At 67.1% G+C, this 14,833-nt stretch carries 17 protein-coding genes; 12 read left to right on the plus strand and 5 right to left on the minus strand.

Translation table 11 applies throughout. The annotated features are described in order from the left end of the window. Positions 1-25: 25 nt before the first annotated feature. The 6 genes from OVA28_RS11755 to OVA28_RS11780 all read left to right on the plus strand — a co-directional run bounded on the left by OVA28_RS11755 (position 26) and on the right by OVA28_RS11780 (position 7,590). Complete coding sequence (locus tag OVA28_RS11755; protein ID WP_268097070.1) at positions 26-1,276, plus strand: phosphatidylserine decarboxylase family protein; 1,251 nt, start codon at positions 26-28, stop codon at positions 1,274-1,276. A 5-nt stretch (positions 1,277-1,281) separates the two neighbouring features. Beyond that, on the plus strand, positions 1,282-1,569 hold the full coding sequence (locus OVA28_RS11760; protein ID WP_268097071.1) for a YrhK family protein: 288 nt from the start codon (positions 1,282-1,284) through the stop codon (positions 1,567-1,569). A gap of 472 nt (positions 1,570-2,041) precedes the next feature. Next, on the plus strand, positions 2,042-2,323 hold the full coding sequence (locus OVA28_RS11765; protein ID WP_268097072.1) for a DUF402 domain-containing protein: 282 nt from the start codon (positions 2,042-2,044) through the stop codon (positions 2,321-2,323). Between the two features lie 94 nt (positions 2,324-2,417). Further along, positions 2,418-3,146, plus strand: a complete 729-nt coding sequence (locus OVA28_RS11770) for a phosphotransferase (RefSeq protein WP_268097073.1) — start codon at positions 2,418-2,420, stop codon at positions 3,144-3,146. Positions 3,147-5,227: 2,081 nt separating this feature from the next. Next, a complete protein-coding gene (locus OVA28_RS11775; RefSeq protein WP_268097074.1) occupies positions 5,228-6,703 on the plus strand; it encodes a GMC family oxidoreductase in 1,476 nt (491 codons plus the stop codon). Between the two features lie 101 nt (positions 6,704-6,804). Continuing rightward, positions 6,805-7,590 (plus strand): hypothetical protein, encoded by a 786-nt coding sequence (locus tag OVA28_RS11780; protein WP_268097075.1) that lies wholly within the window; start codon positions 6,805-6,807, stop codon positions 7,588-7,590. A gap of 128 nt (positions 7,591-7,718) precedes the next feature. Here the strand turns inward: OVA28_RS11780 and OVA28_RS11785 are convergent, their stop codons facing one another. After that, the gene (locus OVA28_RS11785) at positions 7,719-8,357 is read right to left on the minus strand and encodes a TetR/AcrR family transcriptional regulator (protein ID WP_268097076.1); all 639 of its coding nucleotides are present in this window, start codon (positions 8,355-8,357) and stop codon (positions 7,719-7,721) included. 77 nt (positions 8,358-8,434) lie between these two features. On the opposite strand from OVA28_RS11785, the gene OVA28_RS11790 reads away from it, so the two are divergent. Continuing rightward, positions 8,435-8,884, plus strand: a complete 450-nt coding sequence (locus OVA28_RS11790; protein ID WP_268097077.1) for an SRPBCC family protein — start codon at positions 8,435-8,437, stop codon at positions 8,882-8,884. After that, on the plus strand, positions 8,881-9,270 hold the full coding sequence (locus OVA28_RS11795; RefSeq protein WP_268097078.1) for a DUF1304 family protein: 390 nt from the start codon (positions 8,881-8,883) through the stop codon (positions 9,268-9,270). The genes OVA28_RS11790 and OVA28_RS11795 overlap by 4 nt, the downstream gene beginning before the upstream one ends. Positions 9,271-9,483: 213 nt before the next feature. Here the strand turns inward: OVA28_RS11795 and OVA28_RS11800 are convergent, their stop codons facing one another. The 4 genes from OVA28_RS11800 to OVA28_RS11815 form a co-directional block, all read right to left on the minus strand. Next, positions 9,484-10,302, minus strand: a complete 819-nt coding sequence (locus tag OVA28_RS11800; protein WP_268097079.1) for a hypothetical protein — start codon at positions 10,300-10,302, stop codon at positions 9,484-9,486. Beyond that, positions 10,299-10,865 (minus strand): RNA polymerase sigma factor, encoded by a 567-nt coding sequence (locus OVA28_RS11805; protein WP_268097080.1) that lies wholly within the window; start codon positions 10,863-10,865, stop codon positions 10,299-10,301. Before OVA28_RS11805 ends, OVA28_RS11800 begins: the two co-directional genes overlap by 4 nt. Before the next feature lie 217 nt (positions 10,866-11,082). Beyond that, complete coding sequence (locus tag OVA28_RS11810; RefSeq protein ID WP_194661132.1) at positions 11,083-11,367, minus strand: putative quinol monooxygenase; 285 nt, start codon at positions 11,365-11,367, stop codon at positions 11,083-11,085. A 44-nt stretch (positions 11,368-11,411) separates the two neighbouring features. Beyond that, positions 11,412-13,031, minus strand: a complete 1,620-nt coding sequence (locus OVA28_RS11815) for an amidohydrolase (protein WP_268097081.1) — start codon at positions 13,029-13,031, stop codon at positions 11,412-11,414. Between the two features lie 78 nt (positions 13,032-13,109). Between OVA28_RS11815 and OVA28_RS11820 the strand changes: the two genes are divergently transcribed. The 4 genes from OVA28_RS11820 (at position 13,110) to OVA28_RS11835 (ending at position 14,543) form a co-directional block, all read left to right on the plus strand. Then, positions 13,110-13,664, plus strand: coding sequence for a TetR/AcrR family transcriptional regulator (locus OVA28_RS11820; protein ID WP_268097082.1), 555 nt, complete (start codon positions 13,110-13,112; stop codon positions 13,662-13,664). Positions 13,665-13,783: 119 nt separating this feature from the next. Continuing rightward, positions 13,784-13,921, plus strand: a complete 138-nt coding sequence (locus OVA28_RS11825) for a hypothetical protein (RefSeq protein WP_194659568.1) — start codon at positions 13,784-13,786, stop codon at positions 13,919-13,921. A 5-nt stretch (positions 13,922-13,926) separates the two neighbouring features. Continuing rightward, complete coding sequence (locus OVA28_RS11830; protein WP_268097083.1) at positions 13,927-14,130, plus strand: hypothetical protein; 204 nt, start codon at positions 13,927-13,929, stop codon at positions 14,128-14,130. Positions 14,131-14,327: 197 nt separating this feature from the next. Further along, positions 14,328-14,543 (plus strand): hypothetical protein, encoded by a 216-nt coding sequence (locus OVA28_RS11835; RefSeq protein ID WP_268097084.1) that lies wholly within the window; start codon positions 14,328-14,330, stop codon positions 14,541-14,543. The last annotated feature ends 290 nt before the right edge of the window (positions 14,544-14,833 follow it).

Here is a 14,833-nt window from a genome sequence, read left to right on the forward strand (position 1 = left end):
CGATGCGTCTGTACGGTCGTGGTCCATGACGATGCCTGCAGACATGGACCACAAGCGACGCGGCGGGTGGCTCCCCGGCCAGGATGACCTCGAGGCGTGGATCGAGGGTCACCGTGACCGCGCTCGTGCGCATGCGGACCGGCCGCTGCATCCTTCCGTCGCGGCGTTCCGCCACCTGTTCGACACCGATCCGGTGATCCGGATGGGCATGACCCGGATGATCAAGCAAGTCCCGCGCGGCAAGCAGTACCGGAAGCGCCACATCGAGGACATCGGCGAGTACTTCCTCCTGATCAACGAGGTGCTGACCACGGCGCCGGCGTTCAGTGACGGCGGCATGGTCACGACGCCCTTCGCCGCGATCCTCGACTGGACGATGGCGACCCCGGCCGGCTTCGCCGTGTACCGCGACCCGAAGGTGAACGCCGCGCTCAAGAACGTGCTCGACGCCTGGGCTGCGTTCCTCGACAGCCCCGACTCGCTCTCCGTGCTCTCCGACGCCCCGGGCGGCTGGAAATCCGAAAAGGCCCAGCAGGTCGTCGGGATGGACCAGTTCGAGTACGACCCCGACGACGAGCGCTGGGGCTTCACGTCGTGGAACGACTTCTTCATCCGCAGGTTCCGCGACGGCCAGCGCCCGGTCGCCTCGCCGGACGACGACTCGGTCGTGGTCAGCTCGAGCGAGTCCACGCCCTACGCCATCGCCACCGACGTCCAGCGCCGCGACGAGTTCTGGATCAAGCGCCAGCCGTACTCGCTCGAGGACCTGCTCGCGAACGACGAGTCCGTGGACCGCTTCGTGGGCGGCTCGGTGTACCAGGCGTTCCTCAGCGCGACGAACTACCACCGCTGGCACAGCCCTGTCTCGGGCACGATCGTGCGCGCGTTCCTGCAGCCCGGTACCTATTTCTCCGAGGCGGACGCCGAGGGCGAGGACGCGACCGAGCCGAAGGACTCGCAGGGGTACCTGGCGCACGTCGCCGCTCGGGCCGTGATCGTCATCGAGGCCGACAACACGGCGCTCGGCCACGTCGCCGTCGTCCCCGTCGGCATGATTGAGGTGTCGTCCTGCGTCATCGGCGACGGCATCGTGCCGGGCGCCCACGTCACGAAGGGCGACGAGCTGGGCTACTTCCAGTTCGGTGGGTCGACCGAGTGCCTGGTCTTCGAACCGGGCGCGATCGAGTCGTTCGCCGTGCAGGCGCTGCCGAAGCCGGAGGACCCGACGCTGGTGCACCTGCACACGCAGATCGCGACCGCCGTCACGGGAGGTTGACCCGGATGGCCGACAAGCCCTCCGGACCCCTGACCCTGCACATCGGTGACCGCGAACTCGTCATCCGGAAGCGCTACGAGGTCATCAGCATCCTCAACGACATCTTGATCGGACTGTGGTTTGTCGTCGGGAGCGGTCTGTTCTTCTCCCAGCAGACGTCGATCGCGGCAACGTGGCAGTTCCTGATCGGAAGCATCCAGATGCTCATTCGACCGACGATCCGGCTCGTCCGCCGCGTGCATCTCGGCAGACTGCACCCCATTAGACCGGCCGAAACCGCACGCGACTTCTGACCCACCCACCGGCGCCGAATCGACCGGAACAAACGACGACCCCCGTTGCGTCGAGCCATACTCCGCGGAATGCCGAGCGGGCGCGCGGGCCGGTAGAGCGTCCGGCGGGGGATCGGCTAGCGGACGCGGAATGAGGTCGGAGTCGCCGCGTCGATGGTTCGCCCCCACCTAGGGTGGCCCGATGATTCCCCTGGCAGAGTTTCTCGAGGTCGTGACGATCGTGAAGCGGAAGCGGAAGCGGAAGCGGCCCGCGGGTCAGCGGTCATGGCGCGGATACGTGGTCGCCGTTGATCAGCGAGGGACGTGGGTCTTCACACCCGCTGGCAGTACACACACCGGCGTCGACAGCGTCGGGGTGACCTCGACGTCTGAGGTCGCGCGGGACAATCACGGGCGCGGCCGAGACTCGATCGTTCTGCTTCCCCACTCGGCCTGGTTTGTTGCGCACTGGGTGCTCGACTCGGAGTAGGTCATGCACATCGACATCGCCACAACGCCCAGAGAGGCCGGCGCCGGGTGGGTGTTCGACGACCTCGAGCTCGATCCGCTGTTCTTGCGCGATGGCGGACTCGTGGTCGATGACGAAGACGAGTTCGCCGATGCATGGGCCGAAGGTCTGATCTCCGCTACTGAACGTGAGGCAGCGTTGCGAGCTGTCGAATGGCTCCGCAGCGAGGCCAACCACGGTCCCTTGATGCTCGAAGGTCTTGAGCGGCTCAACTCAAACGCACGGCGGACCCTGGCGAGGCTCTGACGGTCAAGCCCTGTCGCTTGATGGCACGATGTGGTGCCCGGGGATAGATCCTTCAGTGGAACACGGGCAACGGCATGACTCGTACCCTTCGGGTATGACGGAACGCGTGGTCGAGGTGGACGGCGACGTCGTTCGTCGCCCCCGGAAGCCCTGGACTCGGACGGTCCACGCACTGTTGTGCCATCTCTCTGCAGAAGGTCTCCCCGTTCCCGAACCTCTCGCGGTCGACGAGCGCTACGAGTACGTGCGTCTGGTCGCTGGTGATGGCGGCGAAGATGCGTGGCCACATCAGACGACCGTCACCGCGGTAGCCTCCGCCGGGGCGCTCGTCCGCGCAATGCACGACGCCACCCGATCATGGACGCCGCCAGCTTGGGCTGAATGGGCCGTGCCGTCCGAGGGCACTTCGGTCATCTGTCACGGTGACCCGCAGCCGCGGAACATGGCTTGGCAGGATGGCAGGGCGGTCGGGCTATTCGACTGGGACGTCGCACGCCCGGCCGAGCCAGTCAGCGACGTCGCTTACGCCCTCGAATGGTTCACACCCTTCGACGACGACGTTGACGGGCTCCGCCTGCGGGGACTCGCGCCGAGCGTCGACCGCCGGGCACGAATAGAGGCTTTTCTCGAGGGCTATCAGTGGCAGGGACCGCTCGATGTCGTCGATGCCGTTCTCACCCGTCAGCAACGAGCAATCGATGAGGTCGTATGGCTCGGGCGTGCTGGACACGAGCCACAGGCGTCGTGGGTTGCGGCGGGATGGCCTGTTCTGTGGGCTGCAAAGCTTGCAGCCACGGAACGAATCAGACCTGATGTGACGTGAGACGTTCTACGAGTAGTCAACTCGCCAAAAGATGCCCGGTAGACGATCGGTCATCGAGATGCCGGGGGCTGATTCAATGGGGTGATGACGACGCGAGCCGCGGAACCGGGCCGGCGGCTTGCAGCCCTAGCCCTGACTATCTTGACTGTGGTCCTGTGGCTCATCGCGCTCGGGATGGCGGGGACCGTTCTGGTTCTCCTCGTCCGAGTTGGAGCCCCCGCAAGTCGCACCGCCTTCATCGTCGCCGCCTGGTCCATGGCACCGGGGATCCCAGCAGTAAATGCGACCGTTGCACTTGCCGCTGTCCGTCGGTCTGCGCGTCGTCGACCCAATCAGTCCGTTTCACCTCCGCCTGGACCCGGGGCGTCCCTTTAGACCGGTAGCCGATGGCTCACCGGGCGGCAGCCAGCCATCAACCTCTCCGACGGCCTTCCCGTCTCACCACCAGCGAGAAGGCGATCACGTAGATGGCCCAGCAAACGAGTTGAACCAGATGGCCGACCGACGGCGTGCCCACCAGCCCCAGAATCGCAAAGAGCAACGCGAGTGCCCCGAAGATGATCGCGACGGTGAGCCACCGGCGCGTCTTGCGCCAAGACCGCTGATTCGGTGACCCCTCAGGCTTACTCACCGCGACACCACCATGTCGGCAGTGTACCGGCAGCACCTTTCCGGTAGCGGATCGACTTGCGGGCACTATCTCGGAACCGCCCTGCGCGCTTCCACTTGCTAGGTTGGTCGTCAGGGACGGGGAGCTTCGGCTCGGGCGTCCGCAAAGCCTACAAGTGCGCCAGGACCATCAAGAACGGAACCTAATCATGGACCAGAGGCTTGATCCTCGCGTTCATTTTCGCAGGAACAGTCGTAGGATTCGTGGCGATTATTCTCACGGTTGTTGACTTCCGCAGAGGTGGGTCAATGTCTGGTCGATCAATTGGAACGTTCATTGGTTCGGGTGTATTGATGTTGGTCGGAATCGTCATAGCCCTCACGTAGTCGAGCGCAGGGTAAGAGGTATGCGAGGGTGACGACGCGAGCTGAGGCGGCGATCTGCTCCGCCGCCAACCGCCGCCAACCGCAGCGACCGGGGCACTGAGACGACCAAGCGCCCGGTGAAGGATCGGCATCCGGACCTCTCAAGGAAGTGCGAGGCGTAAGACGGGGCCATGTTTGCAACGGGATACGACGGATCGTCGTGCAGGCGACGGCTTTGAGCTGTTCGTGGGCGGCCATCTCGACGCCCTGACCCCATGTCAGCGACCATCTCAGGTACTTGGGGATCGAGGCGAACGCTTCCGTGATAGCAGCGTTGACGCTGCGTGCAGCGAGGTCGGTCGGGACGTTCACGACGATGCCGTAGTGAGTTGAGGCCTATCAGCGACGAGGCGGAAGGTAGGAATTCGCCGGTGGCTCCTGGTGGGAGGGTCCGCTGATGTCGAACGACGTCCACCACTGACCGGTGGCTTCGTAGCGGCGCACGGTGCGGTAGTGGCTGTGCAGAGCGTGAAGCACGGCGGTACGGATCACGAAATACATCACGAACGCGAAAACTGCGAGACCTATTGCGAGGACTACCAAGGATGCACCGAACACGAGTCGGACTCTACAACGGCGGCCGCCTGGCGTGTCCACCCTGTTCGTGACGAGCGTGCTGTCGCGGGTCGCGGGTCGCGGGTCGCGGGTCGCGGTTCCGATCCCGGAACCAGGACACGCAGTCTTCGACCAGCGCACGCATGCCGGAGCTCAACACGCAGGTGTCTGAGTGCACCAGGTTCCTCGGACGCAACGGGCAGGAACATCCTCGACGGGATACCGTCGCCATAACCCTGTTCGGGCAGGGCGCCGCGGTCATCGAGCGGTGGTCCGTCGGCTTCGAGTCGTGAATGTCGAACGGCTGCTGCGCGCTTCGTGAACGTTGCGAAGGGGGAGCTTCCCGTGTCGCGATGAGCCACCGCCTGTTGCGACGAGGGATGGGCTTGTGATCGCTGGCGTGGTCGATCGCGGGGTCGGTGGTTCCACATAGGTGTGTGCGCTCTCGGGGTGCGACGGTGATCCATCACCGACCAGCTGTGGAGGCCATCGTGCATCAGTTCGACTACGTGATCGTGGGCGGGGGGAGCGCGGGGTGCGTCCTGGCGTCCCGGCTCTCCGAGGACACGGCCGTCACCGTCCTGCTCATCGAGGCAGGAGACCCTGACGGGCCGGCCCTGATGCGGGACCCGTCGGCGTGGGGTGACCAGGTGATCCCGGAGATCCACTGGGGGTCGTCCACCGTCCCGCAGCCAGGCCTCGGAGGCAGGTCCTTGCCCTACCCGCGCGGGAAGGTCCTCGGGGGATCGAGCGCCATCAACGGCATGATCTTGCTCCCGACCCTGCCGTCGGACCTCGATGACTGGGTCGCCAACGGCGCGATGGGCTGGGACGCGGATGCGCTCGCTCCGTGTGCCGCACGCGTTCGAGGGCTCGGCGACGGGCAGACACCGGCCACACCGTCGGTGCACGCGGGTCAGCAGGGAGTGTCCGCGACGCCGTTCGCGTCCGCGCTGGTCGCGGCCCTCAAGGACGACGGCCTGTGGCACGACGCCCAGGTGCACGACCTGATGATCGTCGACGGACGGCGCGAGACGGTCGCGGACGCCTACCTGCCCCCTTCCGTGCTGGCGCGGCCCAACCTCACGGTGCGCGCCGCGACCTCCGTCGTCCGCGTCGCGCTCAGCGGCGACCGGTGCATCGGGGTGGAGGCGGCGACCCCGACCGGCGTTGAACTCATCGGTGCATCACGGGAGGTCCTCCTCGCCGCCGGCGCGATCGGCTCACCCCGCATCCTCCTCGCGTCCGGTATCGGTCCGGCCGACCACCTCGGCGAGGTGGGCATCGAGGTCGCGGTCGACTCACCCGGGGTCGGCGCACGACTCCAAGACCATGCAAAGCAGCCGCTCGTGCTGCGGCCGGGATCGACCGCGACCACCTCGCACGGACAGTTCGCCGAGGTGAGCGCACTGCTGCAGACAGCGGACGAGCCCCACGCGCGCGTGCAGCTCCTCTCGCTCGCCAGCGGCTTCAAGCCCGCCGGGGCACCCCCGTTCCCCGGGTTCGGCTTCGTCCTGAACGTCATCGACCCGATGAGCCGAGGAACGGTACGGCTCCGGGACAGCGACCCGAGCAGCCAGCCCCTGATCGACCCGGACATCCTCGGCGACCCCAGCGATGCCTCCGTGCTCGTCGCCGCGATCCGAGCGGCACGCGACGTGATCGCGAGTCCCCACCTGGCTCCGTTCCGTGGTGAGGAGCTGGTGCCCGGCCACGCCAGCACCGATGACGAACTGGAGCAAGCGGTACGGCGGACCGCCGGAACGTACTTCCACCCCTACGGCAGCTGCAGGATGGGGCAGGCGCCCGATGCTCCGCTCGACGTCGACCTCTCCGTCCGCGGCGTGATCGGCCTGCGCGTGGTCGATGCCTCGGTGATCCCCGGGCGGGTGTCCGTGAACCCGCACGCCACCGTGTTGGCGATCGCAGAGCGTGCGGCGGACCTGATCACGCAGGCCCGCGGGTGAGCGATGCTGCCGAGCCCGTCGGCGGATGCGGGGATGACGGCGCCCGTGCCCTCGAAGGGCCACCGTCACGTTCGTCAGCGCCGTTCCAGGGAGCAGGCCGCGTGAAGACCATCTTCGGCAACATCCCGTTCCCGTTCGTTGCACGGGAGGACCTGGTCATCAACGGGAGCCTCGGCAACGGGTTGACCGTCAAGGAAGGGTGTTCCCTGTTCGTTCACGGGAGCGTTCGGGGCACACTCATCGTCGAGACCGGCGCGCGGCTCATCGTCGCAGGGACCCTCGGAGCGTTCGTCGACCGGAACGACGGCACGCTGGCCGTCGCGGGTGAGATCGCGACCCCGGTCGAGACCATCCCCGGGAACGTGCGCATCGCCGCGGGTACAGCCGTCACCGTGGACGCTGCCAACCAGGTCGTCGACGGGGAGGGGACCTTGCACGCGGTCCACGGGGTCACGCGTATCTCACTGAGCAGCGCGGACACCCTCACCTGGGACCCAGTAACCAGTTCGTTCACCCAGACGAGGTCACACGACTTCGTGGAGCTCGAGGGCCTTCTGGTCCTCAACCCCGTGACTCCATGCGCACGACGACCAGCCGACAACCGTCGGAAGCCCACAACGACAGCATCACGAAGGACATCAATGACCGCTCAGACCGCGCAACTCGGCCACGACTCCATCAGCACTGCGCTCACAACGCTTGCCGCAGTATCCACGGCGCTCCTCGACCACATCGGCACCACCAGGCAGATGGAACACGACCAGCACGTCCGCGTCCAGGAAGCCCTCGAAGCGGGCTGTTCATGGGCTGACATCGCTCGTGCCCTCGGGGTCACGCCGTTGGTCGCGCGCGAGCGGTTCGATCCACACACTCGCGTCCAGGGCTGACTGCAGCAACTGATTCCTGTAGGCGAGCCACAGCGACAGCGACAGCGACCTCAGGGAGCAGCGGGCCCTGAGGTCGCCTGGCTCATCTGGCGGATCTGTCGACTCGAGAGGCGATCGTCGATCGGGCGTCACCGATGGTGTCGGTCACCTGCAGCCGGTGGATGAACGGGGGCCTCGGATGCGATCCGGACGAGCGCGGTTGCTGATCGTCCTGCTGCTGCGACGATCGCCGCGTCGTCGAGGTCCGTCTTCACGGCTGCCTGCACCGCCGCGTTGATCGCGAGCAAGCCCATCCGCAGCAGGAGCACGTTCTCGTCAGAAGGATCCGGGAGGAGCGCAGCCAACGCATCCGCGACGGCATTCAGGTCATTGCCGATCCGCGCCGCCCCCGCTGGCAGACTCCGCAGCACGAGTGGATTTGCCACAAGGAAACGGATCCCCTGCAGCTTCTCCACCGTGAACGAGCCCACCCACCGTTGCACCGCCACCTCGAGCAACGCCGGCTCAGAAGGCTGCTGCTGCACCCAAGTGAGCAGATCCTCCGCTTCATCGCCACGCTGTTCGAACAGAGACTGCAGGATCCCCTCCTTGCCGTCGAAGTAGTAGTACAACGACGCTTTGTTGATCCCGAGCTCGTCAGCGATGTCGCGCAGCGATGTCCCCTCGTACCCTCGCTGTGTGAAGAGCCGAAGTGCTACGTCCTGCGCACGCTGCCGAGTGTCGGCGCCCGAAGTCCTGGCCGCTCCGGTCTGTCGTGGTGCCCTCATGCCGACAGTTTACCTACCGTGAGGTAGACATTCTACCTACCGGTAGGTAGATTCGCGGGACGAGGACAGGAGCACCGATGACTGAGTACATGATCGCGCACGACTACAGCTACCCGATCGAGGACGTCTGGAAGGTACTGACCGATCCGACGTACGTCAGGCAGTGGACGACGACCGGCCAGGGCGGACGGCCGGAGGGCTTCGAGCCCACGGTCGGCACAGAGTTCACGTTCGTCGGCAAGCCCACGATGGGTTGGGCCGGGGTGGTGTACTGCAAGGTCATCGCGATCGACGCGCCACGATCGATGGTCTACACGTGGAAGGGCGATGAGGACACCGACAACGTCACCACCGTCACCTACACACTCGAGCAGGTGCCCACTGGCACGCGATTCACCTGGCACCACACCGGCTTCACCGGCCTCGGTGGGTTCGCGATGGCGAAACTGCTCGGAAATGTGCGACGGAAGATGCTCGCCGAGGGGGTCCCGGGGGTGCTCGCCGCCTACCGGCCGGAACAGGCGTGACCCATCCCCTTGCGGACTTCGTCATGCTCTCCGCGGCAGCCATGCACTGGTGGATGTTCGTGCAGGAGAGCATCCTGTTCGCTCAGCACTCCGAGACGCAACGCATGCTCGGCGTTGCTCCCGCTGCGGTGCCGGCGGTCCGGCTGTGGGCCTTCCACCAGGGCGTGTACAACTTCCTGCTCGGCGCTGTCGGAGCAACCGGCTCGCTGTTCCTGCTCGCCGGCTGCGCCGCCAACGGTACAGCCCTGTTCGTCGCAGCAGCAGTGAGCATGATCGCCGCCGCCGGCGCGCTCCTCGCCGTCGATCGCCGGCGGCAGCGCCTCCCCGGCTTCGCCGCCCAAGCGATCCCTGCGATCAGCGCACTCATCGCGCTGCTCGCACCCTGACCCGGGCACACGACGCCAAGGTCGCCGCCACGGGAGGAACCACCAGAATCCCATTCGGATGGCGTCCGATGTGCGATCGACTACCGGTCACCTGGTTGAACGAACCGGTGCCTCCCCAGATGCGAGAGCAACAGGAGGAACACCGGCCCCACCCCCCGAACGCATCTCCGTGAGAGCAGCAGCTGGGCGCATCGACCACGCGGCCGCCGGCACCTAGCCCGCGTACTCGGGGTCGGTCGCCGGGTCGTACGGTGCTCCCGCAGCGGGCGTGTACGGCTCCGCGTCCGGGTGCTCGTTCTGCCACATCGCGTTGACGTCGAGGAGCTCGGACGCTCCGCACCGGCTGTCGGCCTGGAGGGCCTCGGTCGGGATCCCACTCACGAACACGACGGGCTGCAGAGGGCCCAGGTCGACGGGGTGCCCGGATGCTCGCATGCACCCCACGTACCGGTCCCAGGCCGCAACGTACTCGGGACGGGTGACGACACCGTCTTCGAGGGCGGCTTGCTGCTCGGGCGACGGCCCCGGGATCGGGTCGGGGCGCGCCCACGACGCCCAGACAGTCATCGGCCCGTCGTGCTCGACCCGCACGGTCGGCCGACCTGCTGTGTCCGCGCCGACCGGCAGCGAGACCGAGGTGCCGCAGTCCGCGGTCGTCGGTAGTCTGCCGGCGACCGCGACGGACGCGGTGCCGGTCGGCGCGCACTGCAGGCCGACGGCCACGTGCTGCGCACCGGACGGCCGCTCGGGCAGCGTGAGGCTCGTCGGACCGTCCGACACCCGAACGACCGGCGCGCCGAGCAGCGTCACGTCACCGGCCGCGCCCGTCGCGACGAGGGCGGCCGCGTCCTCCGGCGCGAGCGACTGCTGCAGGAGCCCGGTCCCGACGAGGGCCCCGGCGGTCAGTGCGCCCGCCACGACGAACGCGCCGACGCCGACGGTGGGGATGAGCCAGCGGCGGCGACGCACAGACCGCTCGACGCGGTCGACGAGCAGGGCGCGCAGGGCGCGGTCGCGAGGTGTGGTGGTCATCGGTGTCCTCCGCTGGTCGTCGGGACGGCTGGGTGCTCCGTGAACTGGGCGCCGAGGCGCTTCCGAGCGCGGGAGAGGCGGGACTTGACCGTCCCGATCGGCACGCCGAGCACGGCAGCCGCCTCGGCTTCGCGGTGCCCCGCGATGACACAGAGTGCGAGGACCTGCTGGTCGGCGACCGCCAGCCGACGGAAGGCCGCGACGGCGGCACCGTCGTCGTGTCGGTCGGCGGGGTCGGGCGCGTGCTCGGCGGGCGGCAGCGTCGCGAGGAGGCGTCGGTGGCGCATCGTCGCCCGGGTGGCGTTCCGCGCTACGTTCGTCGCCGTCACGAGCAGCCAAGGGAGCAGGTCGCCGTCCACGAGCCGAGCGGTTCGCCGCCGACGCCAGGCCTCGAGGAACACCACCGCGACGACGTCGTCGACGTCCACCTCGGGCGGCACCAGCCGCACGGCGTGCCGTCGTACTCGGTCGCGATGGCGGTCGAAGACGCGGCCGTAGGCCTCGCCGTCGCCGCGGGCTGCAGCCGCCCAGTCCTCGGCGTCGTCGCCGCTTCCGGTCCTCATGCCCTGGAGTGTCCGGCAGCGCCCGGATGGTTCCATCCTGCCGCTGCCGGTCGGGCGCGGAGAAGCATGACGGCGACGAGCCCACCCACCCAGACACACACGCCGAGCGGGTGCATGGCGTGGATGACGACCTCTCGATGACCGTGTACCAGCGCCCTGACCCACGTCGGTACCGAACCAGTGCGAGACCTTCCACGCGATCTCGCTGACCGATGGCTCATCGGTCGAGTTCGTCAACGACGTACCGGCGTTCGATGCCGGCAGTAGCTCGACCCCACTCACTGGACTGCACTCGCTCCTGATGAGCGTCGAAGTCGTCGCGGCTCTCGAACCGTTCCTCGACGGACCACGTCAACGGACTCTCGGTCGGGGCGACCTCGAAGGCGACGCATCCTGGTTCGGCCCGGGTGAGCCGAGTGTGTTCCGGGAGGTGCTCGCGAACTCGACGAGATTCCTCCTCAGTGGCACACACGAGCTGGCCTGACAGTCTCATCTCGCCCATTGCCTGAAACTAACGGGTCAAACGGCGTCCCGGCAGCCGATCGGCTATCGAGAAACCTCCTGGTGGTGAAGCACTTCACCGGCGAGGACGCTCAGGGTCGGGTGGGCGCCAGCGAGCGCTTCGTCGGGGGCGTGACGCAGGTCAACCGCGTACACGGCGAAGTCCGCTGGCGCTCCGACCGTGATTGTTCCCGTCAGGTCGTGCCCAAGGAGCGCCGCGCCCGCACGCGTGTAAAGCTCGAGCGCCTCATCTCTGGTGCATGCGTGCTCGGCGCCGAGGACCCCAAGCGTCGTACGTCGGGTAGTCATTCCGAGGACGCCAGTGATCGGGTCGAGGGGGCCGATGGGGTGGTCGGTGCCGGCGCTGACGGATGCGCCAGCGTCGAGCAGTTCCCGCCAGGGGAACATCGCGGAGGCCCGCTGCTGTCCCCATGCCTCGACGAACGGTGCGATGAGCCCATCTCGGAGAGCTTCCTGCGCGGTGATGTGCACGTCGAGTGCGATTGCTCGCGCGATCTGGTCGGCGTCCATGAGGGCGCCGTGCTCCATGACGACCTGGCCGTGTTCGTGCTGGATGCCGCGGTCCACGTTCCGCTGGACCGCGTCGAGGAACGCGTCGACTCCGACGTCTCCGCAGGCGTGGGTGCCGACGGGCCATCCGCGGGTGACGCAGGCGCGCAGTGCATCCGTCAGCGCGTCGGGCGTCATCAGCAGGGTGCCGGTGAAGTCCGGCCGGTCGGCATAGGGCTCGCGCAGCGCGGCGGCCTCGACCCCGCCGTCGACGACGAGCTTGATGCCCCAGAGTCGGAGGAGGTCGTCACCGTTGTCCGGGTGGATTCCCTTTGCCTCGAGTCCGTCGAGGTAAGCATCCATCGAGCCAGCCGCAGCGATGAGCGGAGAGGGGGAGAAGATCATCGAGAACGCTCGGACGTGCAACCGGTTCTCTGCTCGGGCCCGCTGCAACGCGCCCCACTCCTCCACGGACACGGCTGGGTCCCGGACGACGCCGACGCCGGCTGCCCGGTAGGTGCGACTCGTCGCTTCGATCCCCTTGATGAGGTCCTCCTGCGGTACCTCGGGGAGCATTGACTGCATCGCGGTGAGCGCACCGTCCTGGAGCAGCCCGGTGGGCGTCCCGTCGTCGGCCCGAGCGACATACCCGTCAGCGACGTCGCCGGAGGTTGCGGTGACGCCGGCAGCAGCAAGCGCTGCATTGTTCAGGACGGCGTTGTGGCCGCCACGCTGCACCAGGACGAGGTGGTCCGGTGCTGCCTCGTCGAGCTCGATTGCGGTGGGGAAGCGGCGTTCCTGTAGCTGCATCTCGTGCCAGTCCGCCGCGGTGATGACCCAGGATCCTGCCGGAGTGTGCGCGGCGCGTTCCCGGATGCGATCGAGGATCTCGTCGATCGTTCGCACGTCGTGCATGGGCACTCCGAGCACGTTCCGAGATGCCAACGCGAGGTGGTTGTGCGTGTCGATGAAGAGCGGAGCAAGGACCCCGTGTTGCGGGAGGACGGAGGTGGAGTCGCCGCGCCAGGTGCCGTGCAGTGCATCGACGCCGACGGCATCCGCGGCGACTGCCACGATCCTGCCGTCGCGCACGGCGACTGCCGCCCGGCTGGTGTCGGTGTGAGCTTCGACGATGAGTTCGGCTGGGGCGTTCATGGGGTCTCCAATTCGTAAACGGAAGCATGCTTCCGTTTGATACGGTACGCCTCAGACGTTGCAGGAGGAAGGGGCACGATGCGAGCGGATGCGGAGCGCAATCGCCAGCGGATCACGGAGCATGCCGCGGTGCTTCTTCGCGCTTCGGGCACTGGAGTGTCGATGGAGCAGATCGCCTCGGATGCTGGCGTTGGTGTGGGGACGCTCTACCGGCACTTTCCTGACAAGGCGGCCCTCGTCGACGCGATCGCCGCGCTCCGCATTCGTCGACTCGCGGACGATGCTGTTCGGTTCGCCGGCGAGCAGGGCGACGGGCGCTCTCGCGTGCGAACGCTGCTCGAGGCGTACATGGCCAGCGCCGCAGAGGACGGAGCGTTGCGTGCTGCGCTGCGGGGCAGTGCAACAGGACTCGGCAACGAGGTCCGCCTCGCGATCGAGGAGTCGGAGGGGCCCATAGGTGCCCTCATCGCCGCCGACCAGGCCCAGGGGCTCGTCCGTGACGACTTCTCGTTCGCTGACTTTCGAGCGGTCTGTGCTGCAGTCGTCTCCGTCATGAATCCGCCCGCACCTACAGACGCATGGCACCGGGTTCTCACCCTGGTGCTTACCGGGCTCCGGCCACCGGCTCATTGATCTGCAGGTCGCGCCAGCTTCTTGCGCCGGCCCCTGAAGTTGGCGTGTCAGACACTGTTTCAAGTCTGTCCGGTGGGGGATCGGCTACCGAGACGCAGAGCATTCTCCAGGCTGGGAACGTGGAACCCGCAGGACTGCTGGCCGTCGTGAACCCGCCGGGCGCATCGAACGGTCTGCCGCCGCAGATCTGGATTGCTGCGGTGGTCGTGATCCTGATCGTGGGCGCTGCACTGTCGATCCGGCGACGGAGAAAGTAGTCCTCATGATGGTTCCCGTTCAGGTGGTCGTCGTCTTCGTGATCGGAGCCGCGTTCTTGATGGCAGCGATCGGATACGCCTTCTATCGGAAGCTTGAAGGCTCAGCGGAGCCAACGAATCGGCTCTCGAATGTGCTCGCCACGGTAGGGGGAGTGATTGCGGGCGGTGCGATGCTCTGGGAGCTCGCGCATCAGGGCATCTTCACCTGATCCTTCGTCGGGTGGCCCGACGGCCATGTCCGCAGAAGGACCGGCTACCGGCGTTCTCGAGGTCGTGGTTCTCGCTGCGCTTCGAGCTGTGATCGCGTCCGTACGCCGATCCCACGCGACGCTTCACCCGTGGCGTGAGACCGCATCTCTCGAACGTCGTCGTACCGATGCGACAAGTAGGCCCATACGCTCGCATCATGACCGACTTCGATGACTCGCACCGACCTGCCGCGAGGACCTGGACAACGGCGTACCGCATCCCCATTGCGGCCGGTACCGGCCTGTTGGCCCTGCTGTGCTTCTGGGCGTTGTTCGACGGCGGGACTGCCGAGAAGTGGGTCGGTGGGATCGGGCTGGTCCTTCTGATCGCATGGGTGTTCGTCTTCCAAGCGCTCTATCGCCGGGGCTACTGATCGCACAACCGAGCATCGGCCGTTCCAATAGCCGATCCGCTAATGCGGCCGAGCGGCCGAGCGGCCGAGACCAGGCGAACATCTACCCATGACCCCGAGACAAGCGGCGACGTGGGCACGGAGCGTAACGATCTGCACGGCCATCGCCGTTGTTCTAGTTGTCAGCTCCCTCATCGTCCGCGTCGCCCTGCTGGTGCTCCTGCCTATCGCAGCGTCACTAGGGCTCTTCGCGATGATGATGGGGCTCTACCTACGCCGCCGAACCGGAACCTGATCGCCCGATCCTCGAC

Origin of the sequence: Curtobacterium sp. SL109 (assembly GCF_026672405.1) — a bacterium.
In the GTDB taxonomy this organism is placed as follows: Bacteria; Actinomycetota; Actinomycetes; order Actinomycetales; family Microbacteriaceae; genus Curtobacterium.